Genomic DNA, 18,999 nt, shown 5'->3' with positions numbered 1-18,999 from the left:
TTCGTGTTACTGGATCTCCGTGTCACAATAAAAATAAGACGCAGAGAAACACCAGCGATAGAGGTCGAATTGGATGTTTGATTAAGGGATGAAATAGCGCTTTATGCTTCTGTATATTTTGGACATGTTTGGTACGGCAGTCTTCGCCATATCAGGCGTATTACTTGCCAGTAAGTTAAGAATGGATCCCTTTGGGATGATCGTTCTTGCTATGGTCACCGCAATCGGCGGCGGCACCATTCGTGATATGGCATTAGGCGCAACACCAGTCTTTTGGGTCAACCAGCCGGAATACCTTTGGATGATCCTTGTCACCTGTATTCTTTCCATGTTGCTGATCCGTCAACCGCGTCGCCTGCCGTGGTACTTTTTGCCCGTGGCAGATGCCATCGGCCTGGCCGTTTTTGTTGCTATCGGCGTCGACAAAGCGCTGAGCTATGGTGCTTCCCCCATGGTGGCAGTGATCATGGGTGTGATTACTGGTTGTGGCGGTGGCATCATCCGCGACGTACTCGCTCGGGAAATCCCGATGCTTTTCAGAACCGAAGTCTACGCAACCGCCTGTATTGCAGGTGGGATCATCCACACAGTGGCTTTGGCAGCCAACGTGGATGTCGAAATAGCTTCCATTGCCGGCATGATCACTACCTTGCTGATCAGGCTTGCCGCGATACGCTGGCACCTTTCTCTACCTGTATTCGGTTCAGGAAAGTAGCTGCAGTTTCAAGCATTTAGAACGCGCCTCTTTGGCGCGTTTTTTGTTTCTTTTCCAGAAACATCCGCCTCTCATCCTGTTTCATCGTTTCCGCGCGACAGATCTCGATCTGGCGATCATCTCATCCACCCAAAGCAATTAAATAAACTTTTTACTTTATTTAACGGCAATCCGATCTATTATGTAAACATATAGCTTTACTTAATAACAAGGAGCATCCCATGAGCAGCTATGTCGAACACGCCAATATCACTGTGACAAATCTCGATAACGCTATCCAGTTTTTGCAGACCGCCATGCCGGAGTTCTCAATCCGTGGCTCAGGCCAGAATGATGATTACGGCTGGTGTCATCTGGGTACCGACACCTCTTACATCGCCCTCCAGGAAGTGGTCATCGACAAGGCTGTCGAACGGGTCCCTTACCGCCAACTTGGCGTCAATCACATTGGTTTTGTGGTGGAAGATGCAGAAAGTACGGCGGAACGTCTGCGTGAAGCGGGCTATCAAGAGGCCTCTTTTGACAAGAGCCATCCAGCCCGCAAGCGTGCGTATTTTTTCGATAGCGATGGTATGGAGTGGGAATTCATCGAATACCTGACCGATTCCATCGAAAGCCGGAACGATTACCTGCTTTAAGAACGAAGAAAGAAGAAAAATAGAGAGAAGCAGCCATGTTTAAACCAATAACGTCAGAAGCACTATCACTCATCAGGCATGGACATCGATATTCTCCAGTCTTTGGGCCAAGGCTTTCCAACCACTTGCCCATGGCGCTCATTGCCATGTCCCGGCTAGGTGCCTCATCAAAGGACTTACATGACGAGTTCCAACGGGCAATCCCTCATCTAGAAGCGGAACAAAACCCTGTTACCCCTCAAGCATTAAAGCTTGGGGAGAAAACACACAATGCGGATTTCGTGCTCTATTACAGCAAGGAGCTGGAAACCAAAGGCATTGAAGCAACATTAAAGAAGGCTTTGCCAACCTTACTACCCGGTATCGCGGCAGGTTCTTTCCATGCCTTAATTCGCCTCGCCTATGCGGTGGAAGGTGAAGATTTCACTGAAATCGGTCACGCACTCGCCTACTGGTCATCCGGATTTACGCCGCTAGGGAAGCTGCAATATGCCACGGATAAAGACGCCGTTTCCCATCTCAATGAGGCACTTGGGGTAATGCGGGATCACACCTATCGAGAAGGGATCATCATCGATCATGTCGAAGAGCTAAGGGAACTTGCTAAGTACCACGCTGTTTCCACACAGCCAGCTTCATTGACCAAAGAGTCCGTTGCCATTGTGGTCCTCTCTCAATATTCCGCGAGCAATGATTTCACCTTGCTCCATGGCGTAACCGGTTTTCAGGCTCTGCTATCACTCGCTCCGTTTATCAGCAATTTTGATTTCGCTCTCGACTGTTTCTGGCAAGCCTATGTCGGTGCAGCATGCACTGCGGAATACCGAGAGCCTGTCGCTCCTGAACGCAGAAATATCCGACCAGATTGGGGCCTGTACTTTAAGCAGGCACTGGCAACACAAGACGATCACACCATCAAACTTATCTACAGCTGCGCCCGGATTTATAACGAATTACAACTGGACGAAGCACTATTCGCAATCAACGTCAGGCTAGGGTCTGTTGACCTTTGGTGATGATTTTTGCAGCTGTTTGTGGGGGCTTTATGCAAGGCGGAGGCTTCGATGTGTAGCTTGTCTACATGAGAAGCCGATAACGCAGGAGAAAGTCCCCACAAACGCTGCCCAGAGGGTTCTGCCAGAAGCGTTTTATGCTTTGTTGAGGTGTATTTGCTTAGAGTGCTAGGCGGCACACACCTCGCCGCGCCTAAAACGCTTATGGCCAGAACAAAATTTAACCACCAAAGGTCAACAGACCCTGTGGGGATCTTTATGAAAAAAATCGCCATTGTTTATTTCTCACAAACCGGTACCACGGATGCATTGGCTAAAGCCGTGGCGTGCGGCGCCGAAACGCAAGGTGCACAGGTGTTTGCTTACCGAATATTAGGTTCAGACATCGTTGAAGGACGTTTCAAAAACGACGCCTTATTCGAAGAGCTCAGTGAAATGGATGCCATCATCTTCGGCTCACCAACATACATGGGCGGTCCGACAGCACAATTCAAAGCTTTTGCTGATGCGAGCAGTGAAAGTTGGTCCAAGCAGCGATGGAAGAACAAGCTCGCCGCTGGGTTTACCATTGGCGGAAGCCCTTGTGGCGAAGTACAAAGCACGGTGGAATATTTCAATGTACTGGCTACTCAGCACAGTATGCTTTGGGTGGGCATTGATGCTCCGGAAGGCGCACTCAGCAAAGACTTTAACCGCCTAAATGCTTCTCTTGGCGTAGTTGCACTGGCTGATACAGAGAGTGGCCTTCATCCAGTGGATGCAAAAACTGCGGTGCGATTGGGTGAGCGGGTGGCGGAACTGATTCGATAACAGGTTTTGATAGAAAGTAAAAAGGCGCCGTTCGGCGCCTTTTTCTTCATTATGCCAGCGTGATACGGGCAAACTTGCGTTTACCGACCTGGTAAACGGCAGTACCAGCTTCAGGTACCAACTTGGTATCGTCCAACTTCTCGCCGTCGATTTTCACCGCACCCTGGCGGATCATACGCATTGCGTCTGAGGTTGAACCTACCAGCGCTGCATCTTTCAGCAGGTTAGCGATAGCCACACCTTGCTCGAAAGAAAACTCTGGCATTTCGTCAGGCATCACGCCTTTCTGGAAACGGTTGATGAACTCAGCTTCTGCCGCTGCTGCATCCGCTTCTGAGTGGAAACGAGCAATGATTTCTTTCGCTAGCAGAATCTTCACGTCACGTGGGTTGCGGCCGTTAGCAATTTCTTCTTTAAGGCCCGCAATCTCTTCCAATGGACGGAACGACAACAGTTCGTAGTAGTTCCACATCAGATCGTCAGAGATAGACATGATTTTGCCGAACATCTCAGTCGGTACATCGCTGATACCGATGTAGTTGTTCGCTGACTTCGACATTTTCTTCACGCCGTCCAGACCCACCAGCAGTGGCATGGTGATCACGACTTGCTGTGATTGACCGTTTTGCTTTTGCAGCTCACGTCCCATCAACAGGTTGAACTTCTGGTCAGTACCACCCAGCTCAACATCAGCTTCCAACGCCACAGAGTCATAACCTTGCAGGAGCGGATAAATGAACTCGTGGATCGCAATTGGCTGGTTGTTGCTGTAACGCTTTTTGAAATCGTCTCGCTCAAGCATACGCGCAACGGTAGAACTTGCTGCCAGACGGATCATGCCATCCGTACCCAGCTCACTCAGCCAGCTTGAGTTGAACTCAATGCGGGTTTTCGCTGGATCCAGAATTTTGAAGATCTGCTCTTTATAAGTCTCAGCATTGCTCAGAACCTGCTCACGCGTCAGCGGTGGACGCGTTGCGTTCTTACCGCTTGGGTCACCTACCATCGCGGTATAATCACCGATCAGGAAGATAACTTCATGGCCCAGCTCCTGGAAGGCACGCAGTTTGTTCATGATCACAGTGTGACCAAGGTGAATATCTGGTGCAGTTGGATCCGCGCCCAACTTGATACGAAGAGGACGGTTCTCTTTCAGTTTTGCAATGAGTCCCTCTTCAGGAATCAACTCCTCAACACCACGCTTAATTTCAGCTAGCGCGGCTTCAATGCTCGCCATATTTTATCGCTCCCACAGAATCGGCATTTTTTCGTAAGCCGACATACTACTTGAATAGCGATGGTTTTTGAAACCAGTTAGACTTGAAGCAAGCAAAAAGGGATTAACGCGCCATTCTGATTTTTAGAGGGAGTTGGCACATCCCAACTAAATTCATTTTCTTAACGACTGTTTTTTAATGCCTGTTAAACATATTGCTGCGCTACCTAGGCTTCACCAAGTCTCAATTATGGCTCTCAGTGCCTTTGTGGTACTGCTGATTTTGCTCCCCACTGAAACCCCAGCTTCACACCCGGACGCCAAATTTGAAGTGGGTAAACAATATTCCATTCCGCTAGATACCGTCTCTTTGCTTCCACCGGAAAGTGAACAACAACCCGTGGTGGCCTATGCGCCGCTTGAATGGCATAAGTTCAAGGTAAAAGCTGGAGACAGTCTGGCTGTAATTTTTGACCGCGTTGGCATAAGCCCAACGACCCTTTATCGCCTGATTAACAGTGACAAGAGCACCAAATCGCTGGCTTCACTGAAAGTGGGCGATGAAATCCACCTTGGTTTTGACGAAAACGGCTTATTCACCCAGCTCGTGCAGCCGAAAAATGCCAATGAGAAACTGGTCGTCACCCGCATTGGTGATGAGTTCTTCTCCAAAACAGAGTCCAAGCAAATTGATACTCAGGTGAACTTTGCCTCGGCAACCATCACCTCCAGTTTCTGGAATGCGGGCGTCGCAGCAGGACTCAACGCCAATCAAATCATGGAGCTGGCGGGGATTTTTGGCTGGGACATCGACTTTGCCCTGGATATCCGTCAAGGCGACAAGTTTTCGGTATTGTTTGAAGAGCAATTGGTAGAAGGCGAAATGATTGGCCGAGGTAATATTCTTGCCGCGACATTTACCAACCAGGGCGAAACCTTCACGGCTATCCGTTCTGAAACAGGTAAGTATTACGATGAGAAAGGCCGAGCAATGAGGAAAGCCTTCCTGCGTTCACCTGTTAACTTCCGATACGTAAGCTCGAACTTCAACCCACGTCGACTGCACCCTGTAACGGGCCGGGTTAAAGCACACCGAGGCACAGATTATGTAGCACCTGTTGGCACACCGATTTGGGCGGCAGGCGATGGCGTCGTGATGAAATCTGCTTATAACAAGTTTAACGGCCATTACGTTTTCATCCGCCACAGCTCAACTTATATCACCAAGTATCTTCACCTCACCAAGCGCAAAGTGAAGACTGGCCAGCGTGTTAAACAAGGACAGACCATTGGTACTCTTGGCGGTACAGGCCGTGTTACCGGCCCTCACCTTCACTATGAATTTCTGGTAAACGGTGTTCACAAGAACCCAAGAACAGTGAAGTTGCCGCAATCAAAGTCACTGGCGGGTAAAGAAAAGACCGCTTTTATCGAACTGGCTAAAGACCGCATGGCGCAGCTTAATAAGTTCGAGCAACTGTTAGCGTCCATCGGCACCCTTGAACGCGTTTCTTCATAGGGTCTATTGACCTTTGGTTTGATACCAAAGAAAAAGCAGCGCTTGTGTGCTGCTTTTTTGTGCATGAAAATTCAGCCTCAAAGCTGAGGCTCAGCTTCCCGTTGTGCCTTTGGGTGTGGCGCTTCCTTCTCTTCGGTTTGCCAAACCATGTTAGTTTCTTTCTTCACGCCTTTAGGCTCACGCGCCAGCATCAGAAGACAGGGCGTCAAGACCAGCGTTAGCACCGTAGAGAAAGCCAGACCACCCGCTACAGCAGTTGCAAGCTGAGACCACCACTGGGTACTCGGTGCACCAAACTCAATACCGCGGTTGACCAAATCAACGTTCATTTCCAGAACCATAGGTAACAGGCCTAGAATCGTTGTCACGGTCGTCAGTAGTACCGGACGCAATCGCTGAGCACCAGTGCGTAAGATGGCATCGATCTTTTCAAGACCACTGCGACGCAATACATTGTAGGTATCAATCAAAACAATGTTGTTGTTCACAACGATACCCGCCAGTGTAATCACCCCAACACCTGACATGATGACCCCAAACGGACGCTGGAATACCAGAAGACCAAGGAAAACACCCACTGTCGAGAACAAGACTGCACTTAGGATAAGAAACGCCTGATAGAAGCTATTGAACTGGGTAATGAGGATCAAAGCCATTGCAGCCAATGCCGCCATAAAGGCTGTCATCAGGAAGGCTGAGCTTTCATCCTGCTCCTCATTTTGCCCACGCAAAGTCACTATCACTTCTGGTGACAAGCCCAGTTTTTCAATCTGTTCGTTGAGTCCAGGTAGCGACAAACTGAGGTTATAACCTTCCGTCATGTCAGCCATCACTTTCACAACACGTCTGCCATCAACACGGTCTATGTTGCCTTGCTTTGGCTCTGGCTTAATTTGAGCAAAATTGGTGATAGGTACCAATCCATAAGCAGTTTTAACACGAAGCTCATCAAAACGACCAATATCGCGCTTTTCTTCCGGATAACGCACCAGAATATCAACTTCCTCGGTAGCGTCATCTGGCAGGTAATCACCAATTTTAAGACCGTTGGTCACGAACTGTACTGTGTTACCCACCAGCAAAGCATCAGCCCCGTAGCGTGCAGCATCTTCGCGGTTGATATCAATTGACCAATCAATACCCGGTTTAGTCAGAGTATCGCTGTAGTTGGTGAATGCAGGGTCCTGTTCGAGCAGATCGCGGATTTGTTTCGCAGCGGGGGCGATAAGCCTATGGTCTGCAGCGCTGATCTCAATCGACAGATCATGATCGCTCGGTGGCCCTGCATCAGGCTTTTTGAACTCCAGCTCAAGGCCGGACAAGTCAGCGGTTTTCTCGCGCAGCTCCTCGATGATCTCCTTCACCTTACGACGCTCTTGCCAATCGACAGGCTTCATCTGGATAACACCAATTTCGTCCTGACCGCCGGTTTTGGTGTAGACAGATTCGATCTCATCCATCCCCATCACACGATCTTCGACTTCAGCCATCAAGGCATCTTTTTCGAAGATCGACAAATCACCATGGGAACGTACTTTGATGTTAAAGAACGCAGGATCCACATCAGGGAAGAATTCGGAGCCAAGACCTGACTTGCCGTACGAAAAGATAACACCAGCAGCCACAATCACAGCCGCAATCAGAATCTTAACAGGGTGTTTGATTGCAACAGAAAGCGTGTTGATATAGGCGCGTGTAATGCCGCGGGCTTGGGAGAAATCACCCTGCTCGAGTGCATGAGTACGAGCCTGTTGCTCCGCTGTCAAAGGCAAAGGCTTACCCACCATGCTACCCAGAACAGGTACAAACAGCAGTGCCATTGCCAGCGATGCAGCAAGTGTTGCAATCAGCGTCAGAGGCATATAGCCCATGAACTCACCGGTGATCCCCGGCCAGAACAGAAGCGGCGCAAAAGCGGCAAGTGTAGTGGCTGTCGATGCAATGATCGGCCACGCCATACGATGCGCCGCTTCGCGGTAAGCCGTTTTACGATCCACACCTTCACGCATACGACGATCGGCGTATTCGGTCACTACGATCGCGCCATCTACCAACAGGCCGACAGCCATGATGAGAGAGAACAACACGACGATATTGACCGTCAGTCCGGCCAATGACAGCACCACCAGACCCGTCAAGAAGGAGCCGGGAATCGAAACGCCCACCAGCAGCGCAGTGCGCGCCCCTAAAATCGCGATGATAACAATCACCACCAGCAAGATAGCGGAAAGGATGTTGTTCTGGAGATCAGTCAACATCGAGCGCACATCTTCAGAACCATCCCAAGTGTATTTCACCTGAAGTGCACCAGGCCAAAGCGGAGACTTTTGCGCTTCATTCATGACGGCTTTCGCCAGCTCAACGGTCTCGATAATGTTCTCACCGGCCCGCTTTTTCACATCAAGCACGACTGCTGGCTTACCGTCCAGACGGGCAAAACTTTCTGGGTCTTTAAATGCGCGGCGAACCGTCGCGACATCACCCACCGTGACCACTTGATTGCCTTCAATCTTGATGGGCAAAGTCAGTACATCGTTTGCAGTTTCAAACACTGATGGGACTTTGACAGAAAAGCGGCCATACCCAGTATCAACATAACCAGCCGCGACAACGCGGTTATTACGTGAAACCAGATTGAAGATGTCCTGCTGATCCAGCCCATAGCTTTCAAGCAGCAAAGGCTCAACGATGATTTCTACGACATCATCACGATCGCCTGCGATATCCACTTCCAGAATTTGTTTGAAGCCTTCCAACTTTTCCTGAAGCTCACGGGCAACTTTCACAATCGCACGCTCAGAAACATCGCCATACAAAGCAATCGACAATACGGGCTGCATGTTGGCGAAAGTGACTTCGTTGACGGTCGGTTCGTCGCTGTCGTCCGGCAAACGCGGCTTTACCAAGTCTACGGCTTCACGCACGTCAGCCATGGCTTCATTGAGATCAACACCAACGTTAAACTCCAGCGTCACAGAAGCGTGGCCTTCGGTCGCAGTTGCCGTCATCTCCTTGATGCCTTCAATCGAGCGAAGTTCTTGCTCAACCGGACGCACCAGAAGACGCTCAGCATCCTCGGGAGAAATACCTTCGTGGCTGACGGAGACATAAATCACTGGGATGGTGATGTCAGGATCAGACTCTTTCGGAATGGTTTGATAGGTGTAAAAGCCCGCCACCAAAAGCACCAACAACAAGGTGACCATCGTACGAGTACGGGCCAATGACGCATCAATCAATGTTCTCATGTGATGCTCCCCTTATTGTGCCGACGCTTGACGTACCGCCTCAACAGCATCTCCGTCACGCACAAAACCCTGTCCTTTAGTGATCACATCGACTTCATCACCTAATCCTGCCAGCCAAACGCCATTTTGCTCAGCTTTAACAACATTCGCAGAAACGAAGGCGACCTTGTCACCCTGCAAGGTTTTGACTCCCAAATTACCTTTTTCATCCAGAGCCAACATTGAAGGACTCAACTTCACTGCGCTCTGTTGCTCTAAAGCGAGATCCACTTCGGCGCTAATACCTGCTGGCAGTTTTTGCTCGGGATTCGGAATTTCAAGTTCAATAGTGAAAGTGTTGGTTGCGGGGGATGAAATACTGGATTGATAACGCAAACGCCCTTCTTTCATTGCACCATTAACCAGCAGCACATTAGCTGGTAAAGCGGCATCAATGTGGCTGATATGCTTTTCACTGACATCTGCGGTCACAATCAAAGGATCCAAATCCAGAATCGTGGCCATAGGATCGCCTATGCCAAGGTAGTCACCCACTTCGACATTCATGTCATCAACAATCCCATCAAATGGCGCACGAACTTCAGTGTGAGAGAGAGCAAGTTCAAGGTTCTCAACCGTTGCACGGGCTTCAACCAAGTTGGCCTGAGCAAGGGAAAACGCAACTTCACCCTGAAGTCCTTTTTTCTTCAGCGATTTCGCTGCGTTGTATTCTTTTTCACGAACCAACAACAGCGCTTTCGCACGCTCAAGCTGAGCTTCACGATCGCCACGGTCTATGAAGATCAACAACTCTCCCTTCTTCACTGAAGCGCCCTTACGAACATTTACTTTGGTCACACGACCTGCAGCTTCTGCCGAAATCGTGGCATCTCTGTCCGGCGCAGTTCGGCCGTACAGGGAGATCGAACGTGTCACGGGTTCCGCATAGAAGGTTTCAATCGCAACGCGGGTCAGAGGAGCTGATGCCTCTTCCTCTGCAGATTCAGATTTTTCGTTGCTATGACCGCTTCCGACCCAAAATACCAAGCCACAAAGAAGCACTAAAGAAATGACCCAGGGACGCTGGGAAAGGAAAGACGTTTTCGCGCCTGCATTCGTCATAATCGTTCCATCCTGACGTAGTTACTGCAGTGAAAGAAAATGGACGCTGATCCTGCTGGTCCATTGAAAAAAAAACGCGGCAGCTCTGCTAAGAACTGCCGCGCCTTAAAGAGTGTCTTACAGTTTATACACTGAAAGAGGCACCACAACCACAGGTAGTCGTTGCGTTAGGATTATTAACGAAGAAACGTGAGCCTTCTAACCCTTCTGTGTAATCGACGATACCGCCGATCAAATATTGCAGACTCATTGGGTCAACAACCAAGGTGACACCACTTTTTTCGATGGTCATATCACCATCGTTGACGCTTTCATCAAACGTGAAGCCGTACTGGAACCCACTACAACCACCACCAGTGATATACACACGTAGCTTCAGGTTCGGGTTTTCCTCTTCCTGAATCAGCGTTTTTACCTTATTCGCTGCGGTTTCAGAAAACTGCAGTGGCAAAGCGGCATCACTCATTGTTACCTCACATTAACTCTTTATATTCTGACCGCATTATCTAATACCTGACTAATTCGTTCAAGTATTGCTCGTCGCACGGATACTTACCCTGCAATATACACCAAGTTTAAGCCGGATGTGATGCTTACCTCATCATCCATCTCGCACCCTTTAAACGTATCCCGTACAATACGCATCGACAGTGAATTAATGATCAAATAGTCCAGGGTCTGTTGACCTTTGGTGATGATTTTTGCGGCGCTTGTGGGGACTTTATACAAGGCAGAGGCTTCGACGTGTAGCTGGCCTACACGAGAAGCCGATAACGCGGGAGAAAGCCCCCACAAACTCCGCCCGAAGGGTTCAGCTAAAAGCGCTTTATGCTTTGTTGAGCTGTATTTACTTAGAATGCTAAGCGTCATAAAGCTCGCCGCGCCTAAAACGCTTTTCGCAAGAACAAAATTTAACCACCAAAGGCCAACAGACCCTAGGAAAGAACCATGACAAAATCAGCCGAGCTATTTCAGCAAGCCCGTAAAACCATCCCTGGCGGTGTGAACTCTCCCGTTCGCGCTTTCGCAGGTGTAGGCGGCGACCCTATTTTTATTGAACGTGCTGATGGCGCGTACATTTATGACGCAGACGGAAAAGCCTACATCGACTACGTTGGTTCTTGGGGTCCTATGATCCTGGGTCACAACCACCCTAGCATTCGTGATGCAGTAATCACCGCAGCACAAAATGGCCTGAGCTTTGGTGCACCAACTGCCCGCGAAATCACGCTGGCTGAGCTGGTTAGCAAGCTGGTACCTTCCATGGAAATGGTACGTATGGTGAGCTCTGGTACCGAAGCGACTATGAGTGCTATCCGTCTGGCACGTGGTTTTACCCGCCGCGACAAATTCATTAAGTTTGAAGGCTGCTACCACGGCCATGCAGACTGCCTGCTGGTGAAAGCTGGTTCTGGTGCACTGACACTGGGCGAGCCTACCTCTCCGGGCGTGCCTGCAGATTTCGCCAAACACACCCTCACCTGTACCTTCAACGATCTGGACTCAGTGCGTGCGGCTTTCGAGCAATACCCAGAAGAGATCTCCTGCATCATCGTTGAGCCGGTAGCAGGTAACATGAACTGTATTCCACCACAGGAAGGTTTCCTTGAAGGTCTTCGCGCGCTGTGTGATGAGTTTGGTGCACTGTTGATTTTCGATGAAGTGATGACAGGTTTCCGCGTTGCTCTGGGTGGTGCGCAGGCGCATTACAACATCAAGCCGGATCTAACGACCCTGGGTAAAGTTATCGGTGGCGGTATGCCTGTCGGTGCATTCGGTGGTCGTCGTGACGTGATGGAATACATCGCACCAACTGGCCCGGTTTATCAAGCGGGTACGCTTTCTGGTAACCCTGTTGCCATGGCTGCTGGTGAAGCCGCTCTGACCGAGCTTTCAAAAGAAGGCAATGAAGCCCACCTTGCAGAGCTAACCAAGCGTTTGGCTGAAGGTTTCAAAGCCGCTGCTGACAAACACGGTGTTGCTCTGGCGATAAACCAAGTAGGTGGTATGTTCGGCTTCTTCTTTACCGATAAAGACAGCATCAATTGCTTTGCTGACGTTCAACAGTGTGATGTTGAGAAGTTCAAACGCTTCTTCCACCTCATGCTGGATGAAGGTGTGTATCTGGCACCGTCTGCTTTTGAAGCAAGCTTCACTTCTTTGGCACATGGTGAGAAAGAGCTGGAAGCGACGCTGGCGGCAGCTGACCGCGCGTTTGCCAAACTCGCTGCAGAATAATTAATAAGAATCGAATGGAAAAACGGAGCTTTGGCTCCGTTTTTTATTGCCAGTTAATCACGACAAGCACCACAAGGGCGACAGCACAAAGCAACGGCAAGCTCAATTTGCGTCGTTTTTTGGACTCGCAGTTGCCTTCACAACACGGCATGATTTTTGTCCTTTCTCGTTGAATTATCACAACGTATCATATCTTCCTAACTACACTCATCTCCAACACCGCTGAGAGAAAATAAGGAGCCCGCCCGTGGCATCATTCAAGGCCGAACCGAGACACTGGACACTAATAGGCGCATTGCTCCTTGCAGCATACGCCTGTTATATGTTGATCGCCCCCTACATTGGCTCCATCGTGTTGGCATTTATTGTCTCCCTGCTTTTCTTCCCTCTACATGAAAAGATTGAAAACAAGCTGCCATCACACCCTAACGTTGCTGCAGCGCTTTCCTGCACCCTACTGACTGTGATCATTATCATTCCAATGATTTTCGTCGCAGCAGCAATACTGAGCCAGGGCGTGACATTTTTTACCGGTGCCTATGAATGGCTGACCCAAGGAGGCGCAAAAGAGATTCTGGCTGCGCCGATTGTGAAAACTGGCCTGGCTTTGGTAGATAAGTGGCTACCAACAGACTCTATTAACCCGCAGGAGTTGGTTGCCAAAGCGGCGTCAACGCTTTCTTCTATGAGCTCTCAAATGCTGGGAATGAGCTCCAAAATACTCGGTGATGTCACCGGCGTTTTCGTTAATTTCCTGCTGATGCTATTTGTGTTGTTCTTCCTGCTTCGCGACCACGACAAGATCATCAATATGCTCCGTCATGTCAGTCCACTTTCGCGCAGTCAAGAAGACACCTTGCTCGATGAAGCAGAAAAAGTGGCTAAATCTGCGGTACTCGGTTCATTCCTGACTGCGCTGGCGCAGGGCGTTGTTGGCGGTTTCGCCATGTGGTTGGCAGGATTTGCAGGTTTGTTCTGGGGCACCATGATGGCATTCGCCTCTTTTATCCCGGTTGTTGGCACTGCGTTGATCTGGATGCCTGCAGCGGGTTATCTGCTTCTCATTGGCCAATGGGAATGGGCCGCATTTCTGGCTGGTTGGGGCGTTATAGTTGTTGGCTCGGTTGATAACATCCTTCGTCCGCTACTGATGCAGGGCAACTCGGGAATGAACACCTTGCTGATTTTCTTCTCCCTGATTGGGGGTCTGCATGTGTATGGTCTGATGGGATTGATATACGGCCCCATCATTTTCTCGCTCACACTGGTACTGTTCCGCATGTACGAAACAGAATTCCACAGCTTCCTTGAGAAGCAAGATAACTGCTGATACTAGGCTCTGTTGAGCTTAAGGAACCTAAGGCGCGGCATATTCCCTCACAGGTGACTTTGTGGGAAAATCCGCGCCTCTTTATTTGATAGCCCCGAGGTATCCATGTCCTACACTGCTCCTAGCCAAATTGCAGCTCGCCAGCTCGAGTATTTCGAAGGCAAACACGTTCTGCTTGCCGGTGAACTGGAAGATACCTTTGCCACGGAGCTTGAAGGTACTGCTGCCAGTATCAGCATCTTCACAACCAATCTTGCATACGCTAACCAAATGCGTCGTTATGAAAACATTAATGTGCAATTTGGTGAGAGTTATCAGGCAACACCTGACGTTGACATGGTTTTGCTGTACTGGCCAAAAGCCAAGGCTGAAGCCGAGTTTCTTCTGGCCATGCTGATGGCGCAACTTGGTACAGGTACAGAAATTGCGGTCGTAGGCGAAAACCGTAGCGGTGTGAAAAGCATAGAAAAGATGTTCGCTCCTTACGGCCGCGTCACCAAGTTTGATTCAGCCCGCCGCTGCAGTTTTTATTGGGGTGAATGCGATAACCAACCGGTATCTTTCTCTTTGAAAGACTGGTACAAGAGTTATCCTCTCAATGCCGGTGAGCAGTCACTGACTATCCGCTCTCTTCCGGGTGTTTTCAGTCACGGTGAGCTAGACGCCGGAACACAACTGCTTCTGGACAACCTGCCAACATTGAAAGGCGACGTTCTCGATTTTGGATGTGGTGCTGGCGTGATTGGCTCTGTGATCAAACTGCGTCACCCGAATACACAAATTACTATGGTAGACATCAGTGCGCTCGCCGTGGCTTCTGCACAAGAAACTCTGCGTTTTAACAATCTTGACGGAGAGGTTTATGCCTCTGATGTTTATAGCAATATTGAGGGGAAGTTCGATCATATCGTGAGTAACCCGCCATTCCACGCGGGGCTTAAAACACATTATGCCGCAACGGAAACACTGCTTGAGCGAGCGCCTGAATACCTGAATCGCGCGGGCGACCTGACCATTGTGGCCAATAGCTTCCTTCGTTATTCACCATTTATTGAGAAAGCGTTTGGACATTGCGAGACGGCGGCAAAAAGCAATAAGTTCGCTATCTATCACGCATCAAAGTAACCACAAGAACACGCTAAAAACGAGGGAGCCAAGTGGTTCCCTTTTTTGTTTTCCATCAGGCTCAAATCTCGTCAAAAACGTTAATTTTGCGCACTGACACGGAGTTCATTGATAACTTACTTGCCAAGAAAAATTAAGTCAGTATAAGGGCTGGAGATGGATTTATTTCATATGCGCCCGTTTTAGCCACCGTCAAATTCGACAATTTTAGGCTAAGCAAAGCGCCTTTTGATTTCCGATTTCTCAGGCAGAGACATGCAAAAAAAACAGAAATTCAAACGACTTCAGCATACGCTGATGTTGGCTTTTCTGGTGCTGAGTATTACGCCTCTCACCCTGTTGGCGATTTTCTTCCTTGAATCTCACAGCAGCGATCTCGAACAACAAAGCACCACACACCTTTCTTTCCTCCGTGACAACAAAAAAGAGCAAATAATCAGCTACTTTGATGCCCGTCACTCAGAGGTAAAATCCTTTAGCCGTTCTGAACTGGCTACCGCCAGCGGTGGACGCTTTTACGGTTTAATTGCCGCCTTCCAACAGCTTGGCGACACGGAAGAAATTGCCCGCAACGTTGCCCGGGAGCGCTATGGTGCCGATTCAAACGCCACGCTACCACCCAACGCTAACGACAGCAATTTCGCTGGAAGCGAGCGATATCGCCTGCTGCATAAGCGCTATGACTGGGCTTACAAAGAACACCTGAAGCGTTCTGATTTTTCAGATATTTTGCTCGTCGACATTCACGGCAACGTGGTTTATTCCGCGTTAAAAGATGACGCTTTTGGCTCAAACCTGCTTTCTGAAAAGTGGCGTGAAACTGCAGTAGGTAAAACGTTCTCTGACATCAGAGAGACAGTCGATTCCCCTCTGACAGATAGCGAAAATACACCAATAGCTTTTACTGATTACACCCAGCAAGCCAATGGTGAAATGGTGGCGTGGTTTGCCGCACCTATCATGCAGCAGGGCTACCTGCACAGCTACGTGCTGTTCAAATTGCCAAACAATGCGCTGGATAAAATGCTCAACTCAACCCCACAGGAGAAGGGCTACATCAGCACCCTTTTGGTGGGTAATGACCTTATCCCTCGTAATCTGGTGACGACAGAAACACTGGCACCGATTAACAGTACCGCGATTGAAGCCGCTCTCGCAGGTCTTCGTGATGTCGGCGGTTTCCTGAGTCCAGAAAATCACCGAGTATTGGGTGCCTATGCGCCAGTTGATATTCCGGGCACTTCCTGGGCGATCGTCCTCGAACTACCGGAAGAAGAAGCATTCGCCCGCATCTACCAATTGGAGAAAATCTTCATTGCGGTCATGGTCATTGCCATTTTGTTGGTAGTGATTGCTTCACACATGCTGTCTAATTCCATCACCGCGCCTCTTCTCAAGCTGACCTGGGCTGCGGAGCAAGTCTCTGCGGGCGATTTGGACCAAAAGATTAACAGTACAGACCGTGAAGATGAGATTGGTAGACTGGCTGTCAGTTTTGCCCGTATGCAACGCTCAGTTCGAGACAAACTGGCTCTCATCCGCGAGCAAAACAAAGAACTTGAGCAGAATATTCAAGTCATCAAGCAAAAGAACGAAGAGCTCCAACAAGCCGATCGCATGAAAGATGACTTCCTCGCAACAACCTCTCATGAGCTTCGTACCCCATTACACGGGATGGTAGGGATTGCTGAATCTATGCTGGCAGGTGCGGAAGGGCCACTTCCAGAGCGCCAAAAACATCAGCTTCAAATGATCATTAACAGCGGTGAGCGTCTTTCGAATCTGGTGGATGACTTACTGGATTATCACAAGATGCGCTATGGCGAGCTGGAAATCTCCCCTCAAGCGGTCGATACAGCCAATGCGGTGAGACTGGTTATCGAGCTCTCCAGTCACCTTTTAGGTGGCAAACCGGTGCGTATTATCAATCAGGTACCTATTGACTTACCGTTGGTTCGTGCTGACGAGCAACGTCTGGAGCAGGTGCTGTACAATTTGATTGGTAATGCAATCAAATACACCGACGAAGGCAAAATCATTATTTCTGCCACCGTTTTGGAAGGCCAGCTTCGCATACAAGTGGTAGATACTGGTCAGGGGATACCTTCCGATCAACTCGAGTATATCTTCGAGCCTTTGACTCAAGCCAGTGGCAACGCTGCTCAATACCGGCAGGGTGCGGGTCTTGGGTTATCTATCAGTCGCCAGCTAATCGACATCATGGGGGGCCAGCTCTACGTATCCAGCCAACCAATGGTAGGAACGACGTTCAGCTTCACTTTGCCGTTAGCCACTGAAGAAGATAAAGCGAAAACGCGTCTTGCCAATAATGCGCACTTCGCCGTACCTCGTGTAGAACTGGATCAGACAGATTACACCCAATTACCGGAAAACCCGGATGGGCCGTTGATCTTGGTAGTGGACGATGAACCGGTAAACCTCCAGGTACTCAACAACTTCCTGCGCCTTGAAGGTTATCGGGTAAAAGCCGTCGAAAATGGCCGCCAGGCAATTGAGTCTGTCACTATGGAAAAGCCAGCCTTGATGTTGCTGGATGTCATGATGCCTGAACTCAGCGGTTATGAAGTATGTACTCACCTACGAGAGCGATACAGTCGGGCTGATCTGCCTATTATTATGCTTTCGGCGTTAGGTCAGGTTCAGGATAAAGTGAAGGGATTTGATGCCGGTGCCAACGATTACCTGACAAAACCTTTCAACAAAGACGAACTCAGTGCCCGCATTCGCGCTTACATTAATGCTTCGCTGACTGAGCAGGAGCGCGAGCACAGCCGCACTCTACAGAAAGAAATTCATTTCCGTGAGCAAGTTGAAGCTGGCCTTAGAGAAGTACAGAACAAACTGCTTGGCATGCTGGATAGCGCCTCCGAAGGTATTATCTGTGTGCAGGAGAATGGACGGATCAGTTATGCCAATGATGCTTGCAGCGAAATCTTCCGCCTTAGTGCCGAACAAATTGAGCGCCACCAGCTTGAAGATTTCTTAGCGATGGCATTGCCTGAACCTGAGTCCGCTCGAGGTCATTACAGCGGCCAATTCAGGTTTAAAATTGATGGGGACATCGTTGATATTGATACGGATTTGATCACCCTACCGGAATCATCTGGTCTACAGATGATGCTAATCCTCAACACAGGGAAGAAAGCTTCCTCACATCGGGTACAGCTTTTGGAGAACGCGGTATCTGCGCTGTCAGACTATGCCTATGACGGCGATATGGAAAAACTTCAGCAGCTCCGTGAGCTTGGCGGAGAGTTCACCAGAATGGCTGACCGCTTCTCAGGCAGCAAGCCGGACAAAGCTGACATACTGAGAGATACGCTGGTCAAAGTGATGAGTGCTACCTTAAACTTCTGGCAAAACTCCACAGGTAAAACCAAGTTTGACCTTGCAGAGGAGAGCGGACTTTGGCGTGTTTATCTTGATCGAAGTACCTTGCAAACACGAACGCTCGACAAATACCTCCACGTCGAAACTGTTCCAAAATCTCCAAGGTGGCGAACAGTCATTAGTACGATCGACTTTGTCCTTGAACGTTGCATAGAAGAAAACAAAGAAAGGAACGAGCTTGAGGTGCTAAGAGAAAGATTGCAGACCTTAATTTCCAAATAGTTTACAAAGCCCCGTCCCGGGGCTTTTTTCTGCCCAACGTTTGACATCCCAGACCGATGGCATGGCTTTCAAGCCATAATTTTTAATGAGCGTTAGTACAGCCTTTCCGACCAACTCAGCGACCAGCCCAATAAGCGTCAAATACTTTTATTTACAGAACATGCTTCATTTCGTGTTGGAAGCCACAACGCGTTCATTGAGGGTTACTGTGCGATATGAGAGGCCTCATCAATAAGCTTAGGATTCTGTTCATCCCAATTTCCCTTTCACTTATTTTTCTTCGAAAAACACATGCGCACATCAAGGCACTTTCATGACGATTTTGCCGTTGAAACCCTCCTTAAAAGTGCTCTGTTTTTAACCTTCATCGATAAGTATGAGACTCTTTTTCCGTTTATGAGAAGGGAATCACA

Annotated in this window: 14 protein-coding genes; 9 read left to right on the top strand and 5 right to left on the bottom strand. The window is 49.2% G+C overall.

All coding sequences use genetic code 11. The features are described from left to right. Positions 1-103: 103 nt before the first annotated feature. The 4 genes from GCE9029_RS22615 to GCE9029_RS22600 all read left to right on the top strand — a co-directional run bounded on the left by GCE9029_RS22615 (position 104) and on the right by GCE9029_RS22600 (position 3,176). Positions 104-715 (top strand): TRIC cation channel family protein, encoded by a 612-nt coding sequence (locus GCE9029_RS22615; RefSeq protein WP_039850273.1) that lies wholly within the window; start codon positions 104-106, stop codon positions 713-715. Positions 716-936: 221 nt separating this feature from the next. Continuing rightward, positions 937-1,353: a VOC family protein gene (locus GCE9029_RS22610; protein WP_062667188.1), complete on the top strand. Its 417-nt coding sequence runs from the start codon at positions 937-939 to the stop codon at positions 1,351-1,353. Positions 1,354-1,388: 35 nt separating this feature from the next. After that, on the top strand, positions 1,389-2,369 hold the full coding sequence (locus tag GCE9029_RS22605; RefSeq protein ID WP_062667185.1) for a questin oxidase family protein: 981 nt from the start codon (positions 1,389-1,391) through the stop codon (positions 2,367-2,369). Between the two features lie 255 nt (positions 2,370-2,624). Next, the gene (locus GCE9029_RS22600; RefSeq protein WP_062667183.1) at positions 2,625-3,176 is read left to right on the top strand and encodes a flavodoxin family protein; all 552 of its coding nucleotides are present in this window, start codon (positions 2,625-2,627) and stop codon (positions 3,174-3,176) included. A gap of 49 nt (positions 3,177-3,225) precedes the next feature. Here GCE9029_RS22600 and tyrS read toward each other — a convergent pair whose 3' ends face one another. After that, the gene (gene tyrS, locus GCE9029_RS22595) at positions 3,226-4,413 is read right to left on the bottom strand and encodes a tyrosine--tRNA ligase (protein ID WP_062667181.1); all 1,188 of its coding nucleotides are present in this window, start codon (positions 4,411-4,413) and stop codon (positions 3,226-3,228) included. A gap of 178 nt (positions 4,414-4,591) precedes the next feature. On the opposite strand from tyrS, the gene shyC reads away from it, so the two are divergent. Continuing rightward, positions 4,592-5,911: a peptidoglycan DD-endopeptidase ShyC gene (shyC, locus tag GCE9029_RS22590; RefSeq protein ID WP_062667179.1), complete on the top strand. Its 1,320-nt coding sequence runs from the start codon at positions 4,592-4,594 to the stop codon at positions 5,909-5,911. A gap of 77 nt (positions 5,912-5,988) precedes the next feature. Here shyC and GCE9029_RS22585 read toward each other — a convergent pair whose 3' ends face one another. The 4 genes from GCE9029_RS22585 to GCE9029_RS22570 form a co-directional block, all read right to left on the bottom strand. After that, positions 5,989-9,159: an efflux RND transporter permease subunit gene (locus GCE9029_RS22585; RefSeq protein ID WP_062667177.1), complete on the bottom strand. Its 3,171-nt coding sequence runs from the start codon at positions 9,157-9,159 to the stop codon at positions 5,989-5,991. A gap of 12 nt (positions 9,160-9,171) precedes the next feature. Beyond that, positions 9,172-10,260 (bottom strand): efflux RND transporter periplasmic adaptor subunit, encoded by a 1,089-nt coding sequence (locus GCE9029_RS22580; RefSeq protein ID WP_062667175.1) that lies wholly within the window; start codon positions 10,258-10,260, stop codon positions 9,172-9,174. Between the two features lie 124 nt (positions 10,261-10,384). Beyond that, a complete protein-coding gene (gene erpA / locus GCE9029_RS22575; RefSeq protein ID WP_062667173.1) occupies positions 10,385-10,726 on the bottom strand; it encodes an iron-sulfur cluster insertion protein ErpA in 342 nt (113 codons plus the stop codon). Positions 10,727-10,812: 86 nt separating this feature from the next. Then, complete coding sequence (locus GCE9029_RS22570; protein ID WP_062667171.1) at positions 10,813-11,130, bottom strand: hypothetical protein; 318 nt, start codon at positions 11,128-11,130, stop codon at positions 10,813-10,815. 78 nt (positions 11,131-11,208) lie between these two features. Here GCE9029_RS22570 and hemL point away from each other — a divergent pair, with 78 nt between their 5' ends. The 4 genes from hemL to GCE9029_RS22550 all read left to right on the top strand — a co-directional run bounded on the left by hemL (position 11,209) and on the right by GCE9029_RS22550 (position 18,586). Then, complete coding sequence (gene hemL / locus GCE9029_RS22565; RefSeq protein ID WP_062667169.1) at positions 11,209-12,498, top strand: glutamate-1-semialdehyde 2,1-aminomutase; 1,290 nt, start codon at positions 11,209-11,211, stop codon at positions 12,496-12,498. Positions 12,499-12,745: 247 nt separating this feature from the next. Continuing rightward, positions 12,746-13,828, top strand: a complete 1,083-nt coding sequence (locus tag GCE9029_RS22560; RefSeq protein ID WP_062667167.1) for an AI-2E family transporter — start codon at positions 12,746-12,748, stop codon at positions 13,826-13,828. A 105-nt stretch (positions 13,829-13,933) separates the two neighbouring features. Continuing rightward, the gene (rsmC, locus tag GCE9029_RS22555; protein WP_062667165.1) at positions 13,934-14,953 is read left to right on the top strand and encodes a 16S rRNA (guanine(1207)-N(2))-methyltransferase RsmC; all 1,020 of its coding nucleotides are present in this window, start codon (positions 13,934-13,936) and stop codon (positions 14,951-14,953) included. 255 nt (positions 14,954-15,208) lie between these two features. After that, a complete protein-coding gene (locus GCE9029_RS22550) occupies positions 15,209-18,586 on the top strand; it encodes a response regulator (protein WP_062667162.1) in 3,378 nt (1,125 codons plus the stop codon). Positions 18,587-18,999 lie beyond the last annotated feature (413 nt).

It is taken from the genome of Grimontia celer (genome assembly GCF_900055185.1).
GTDB classification, from domain to species: Bacteria; Pseudomonadota; Gammaproteobacteria; order Enterobacterales; family Vibrionaceae; genus Enterovibrio; species Enterovibrio celer.
This window is presented reverse-complemented; position numbering and strand designations above follow the sequence as displayed.

Excerpts from the sequence above, each read along its gene's own strand:
- GCE9029_RS22615 (WP_039850273.1), top strand. The coding sequence starts at position 104 with ATGCTTCTGTATATTTTGGACATGTTTGGTACGGCAGTCTTCGCCATA.
- GCE9029_RS22610 (WP_062667188.1), top strand. The coding sequence starts at position 937 with ATGAGCAGCTATGTCGAACACGCCAATATCACTGTGACAAATCTCGAT.
- GCE9029_RS22605 (WP_062667185.1), top strand. The coding sequence starts at position 1,389 with ATGTTTAAACCAATAACGTCAGAAGCACTATCACTCATCAGGCATGGA.
- GCE9029_RS22600 (WP_062667183.1), top strand. The coding sequence starts at position 2,625 with ATGAAAAAAATCGCCATTGTTTATTTCTCACAAACCGGTACCACGGAT.
- tyrS (WP_062667181.1), bottom strand. The coding sequence starts at position 4,413 with ATGGCGAGCATTGAAGCCGCGCTAGCTGAAATTAAGCGTGGTGTTGAG.
- shyC (WP_062667179.1), top strand. The coding sequence starts at position 4,592 with ATGCCTGTTAAACATATTGCTGCGCTACCTAGGCTTCACCAAGTCTCA.
- GCE9029_RS22585 (WP_062667177.1), bottom strand. The coding sequence starts at position 9,159 with ATGAGAACATTGATTGATGCGTCATTGGCCCGTACTCGTACGATGGTC.
- GCE9029_RS22580 (WP_062667175.1), bottom strand. The coding sequence starts at position 10,260 with ATGACGAATGCAGGCGCGAAAACGTCTTTCCTTTCCCAGCGTCCCTGG.
- erpA (WP_062667173.1), bottom strand. The coding sequence starts at position 10,726 with ATGAGTGATGCCGCTTTGCCACTGCAGTTTTCTGAAACCGCAGCGAAT.
- GCE9029_RS22570 (WP_062667171.1), bottom strand. The coding sequence starts at position 11,130 with ATGACGCTTAGCATTCTAAGTAAATACAGCTCAACAAAGCATAAAGCG.
- hemL (WP_062667169.1), top strand. The coding sequence starts at position 11,209 with ATGACAAAATCAGCCGAGCTATTTCAGCAAGCCCGTAAAACCATCCCT.
- rsmC (WP_062667165.1), top strand. The coding sequence starts at position 13,934 with ATGTCCTACACTGCTCCTAGCCAAATTGCAGCTCGCCAGCTCGAGTAT.
- GCE9029_RS22550 (WP_062667162.1), top strand. The coding sequence starts at position 15,209 with ATGCAAAAAAAACAGAAATTCAAACGACTTCAGCATACGCTGATGTTG.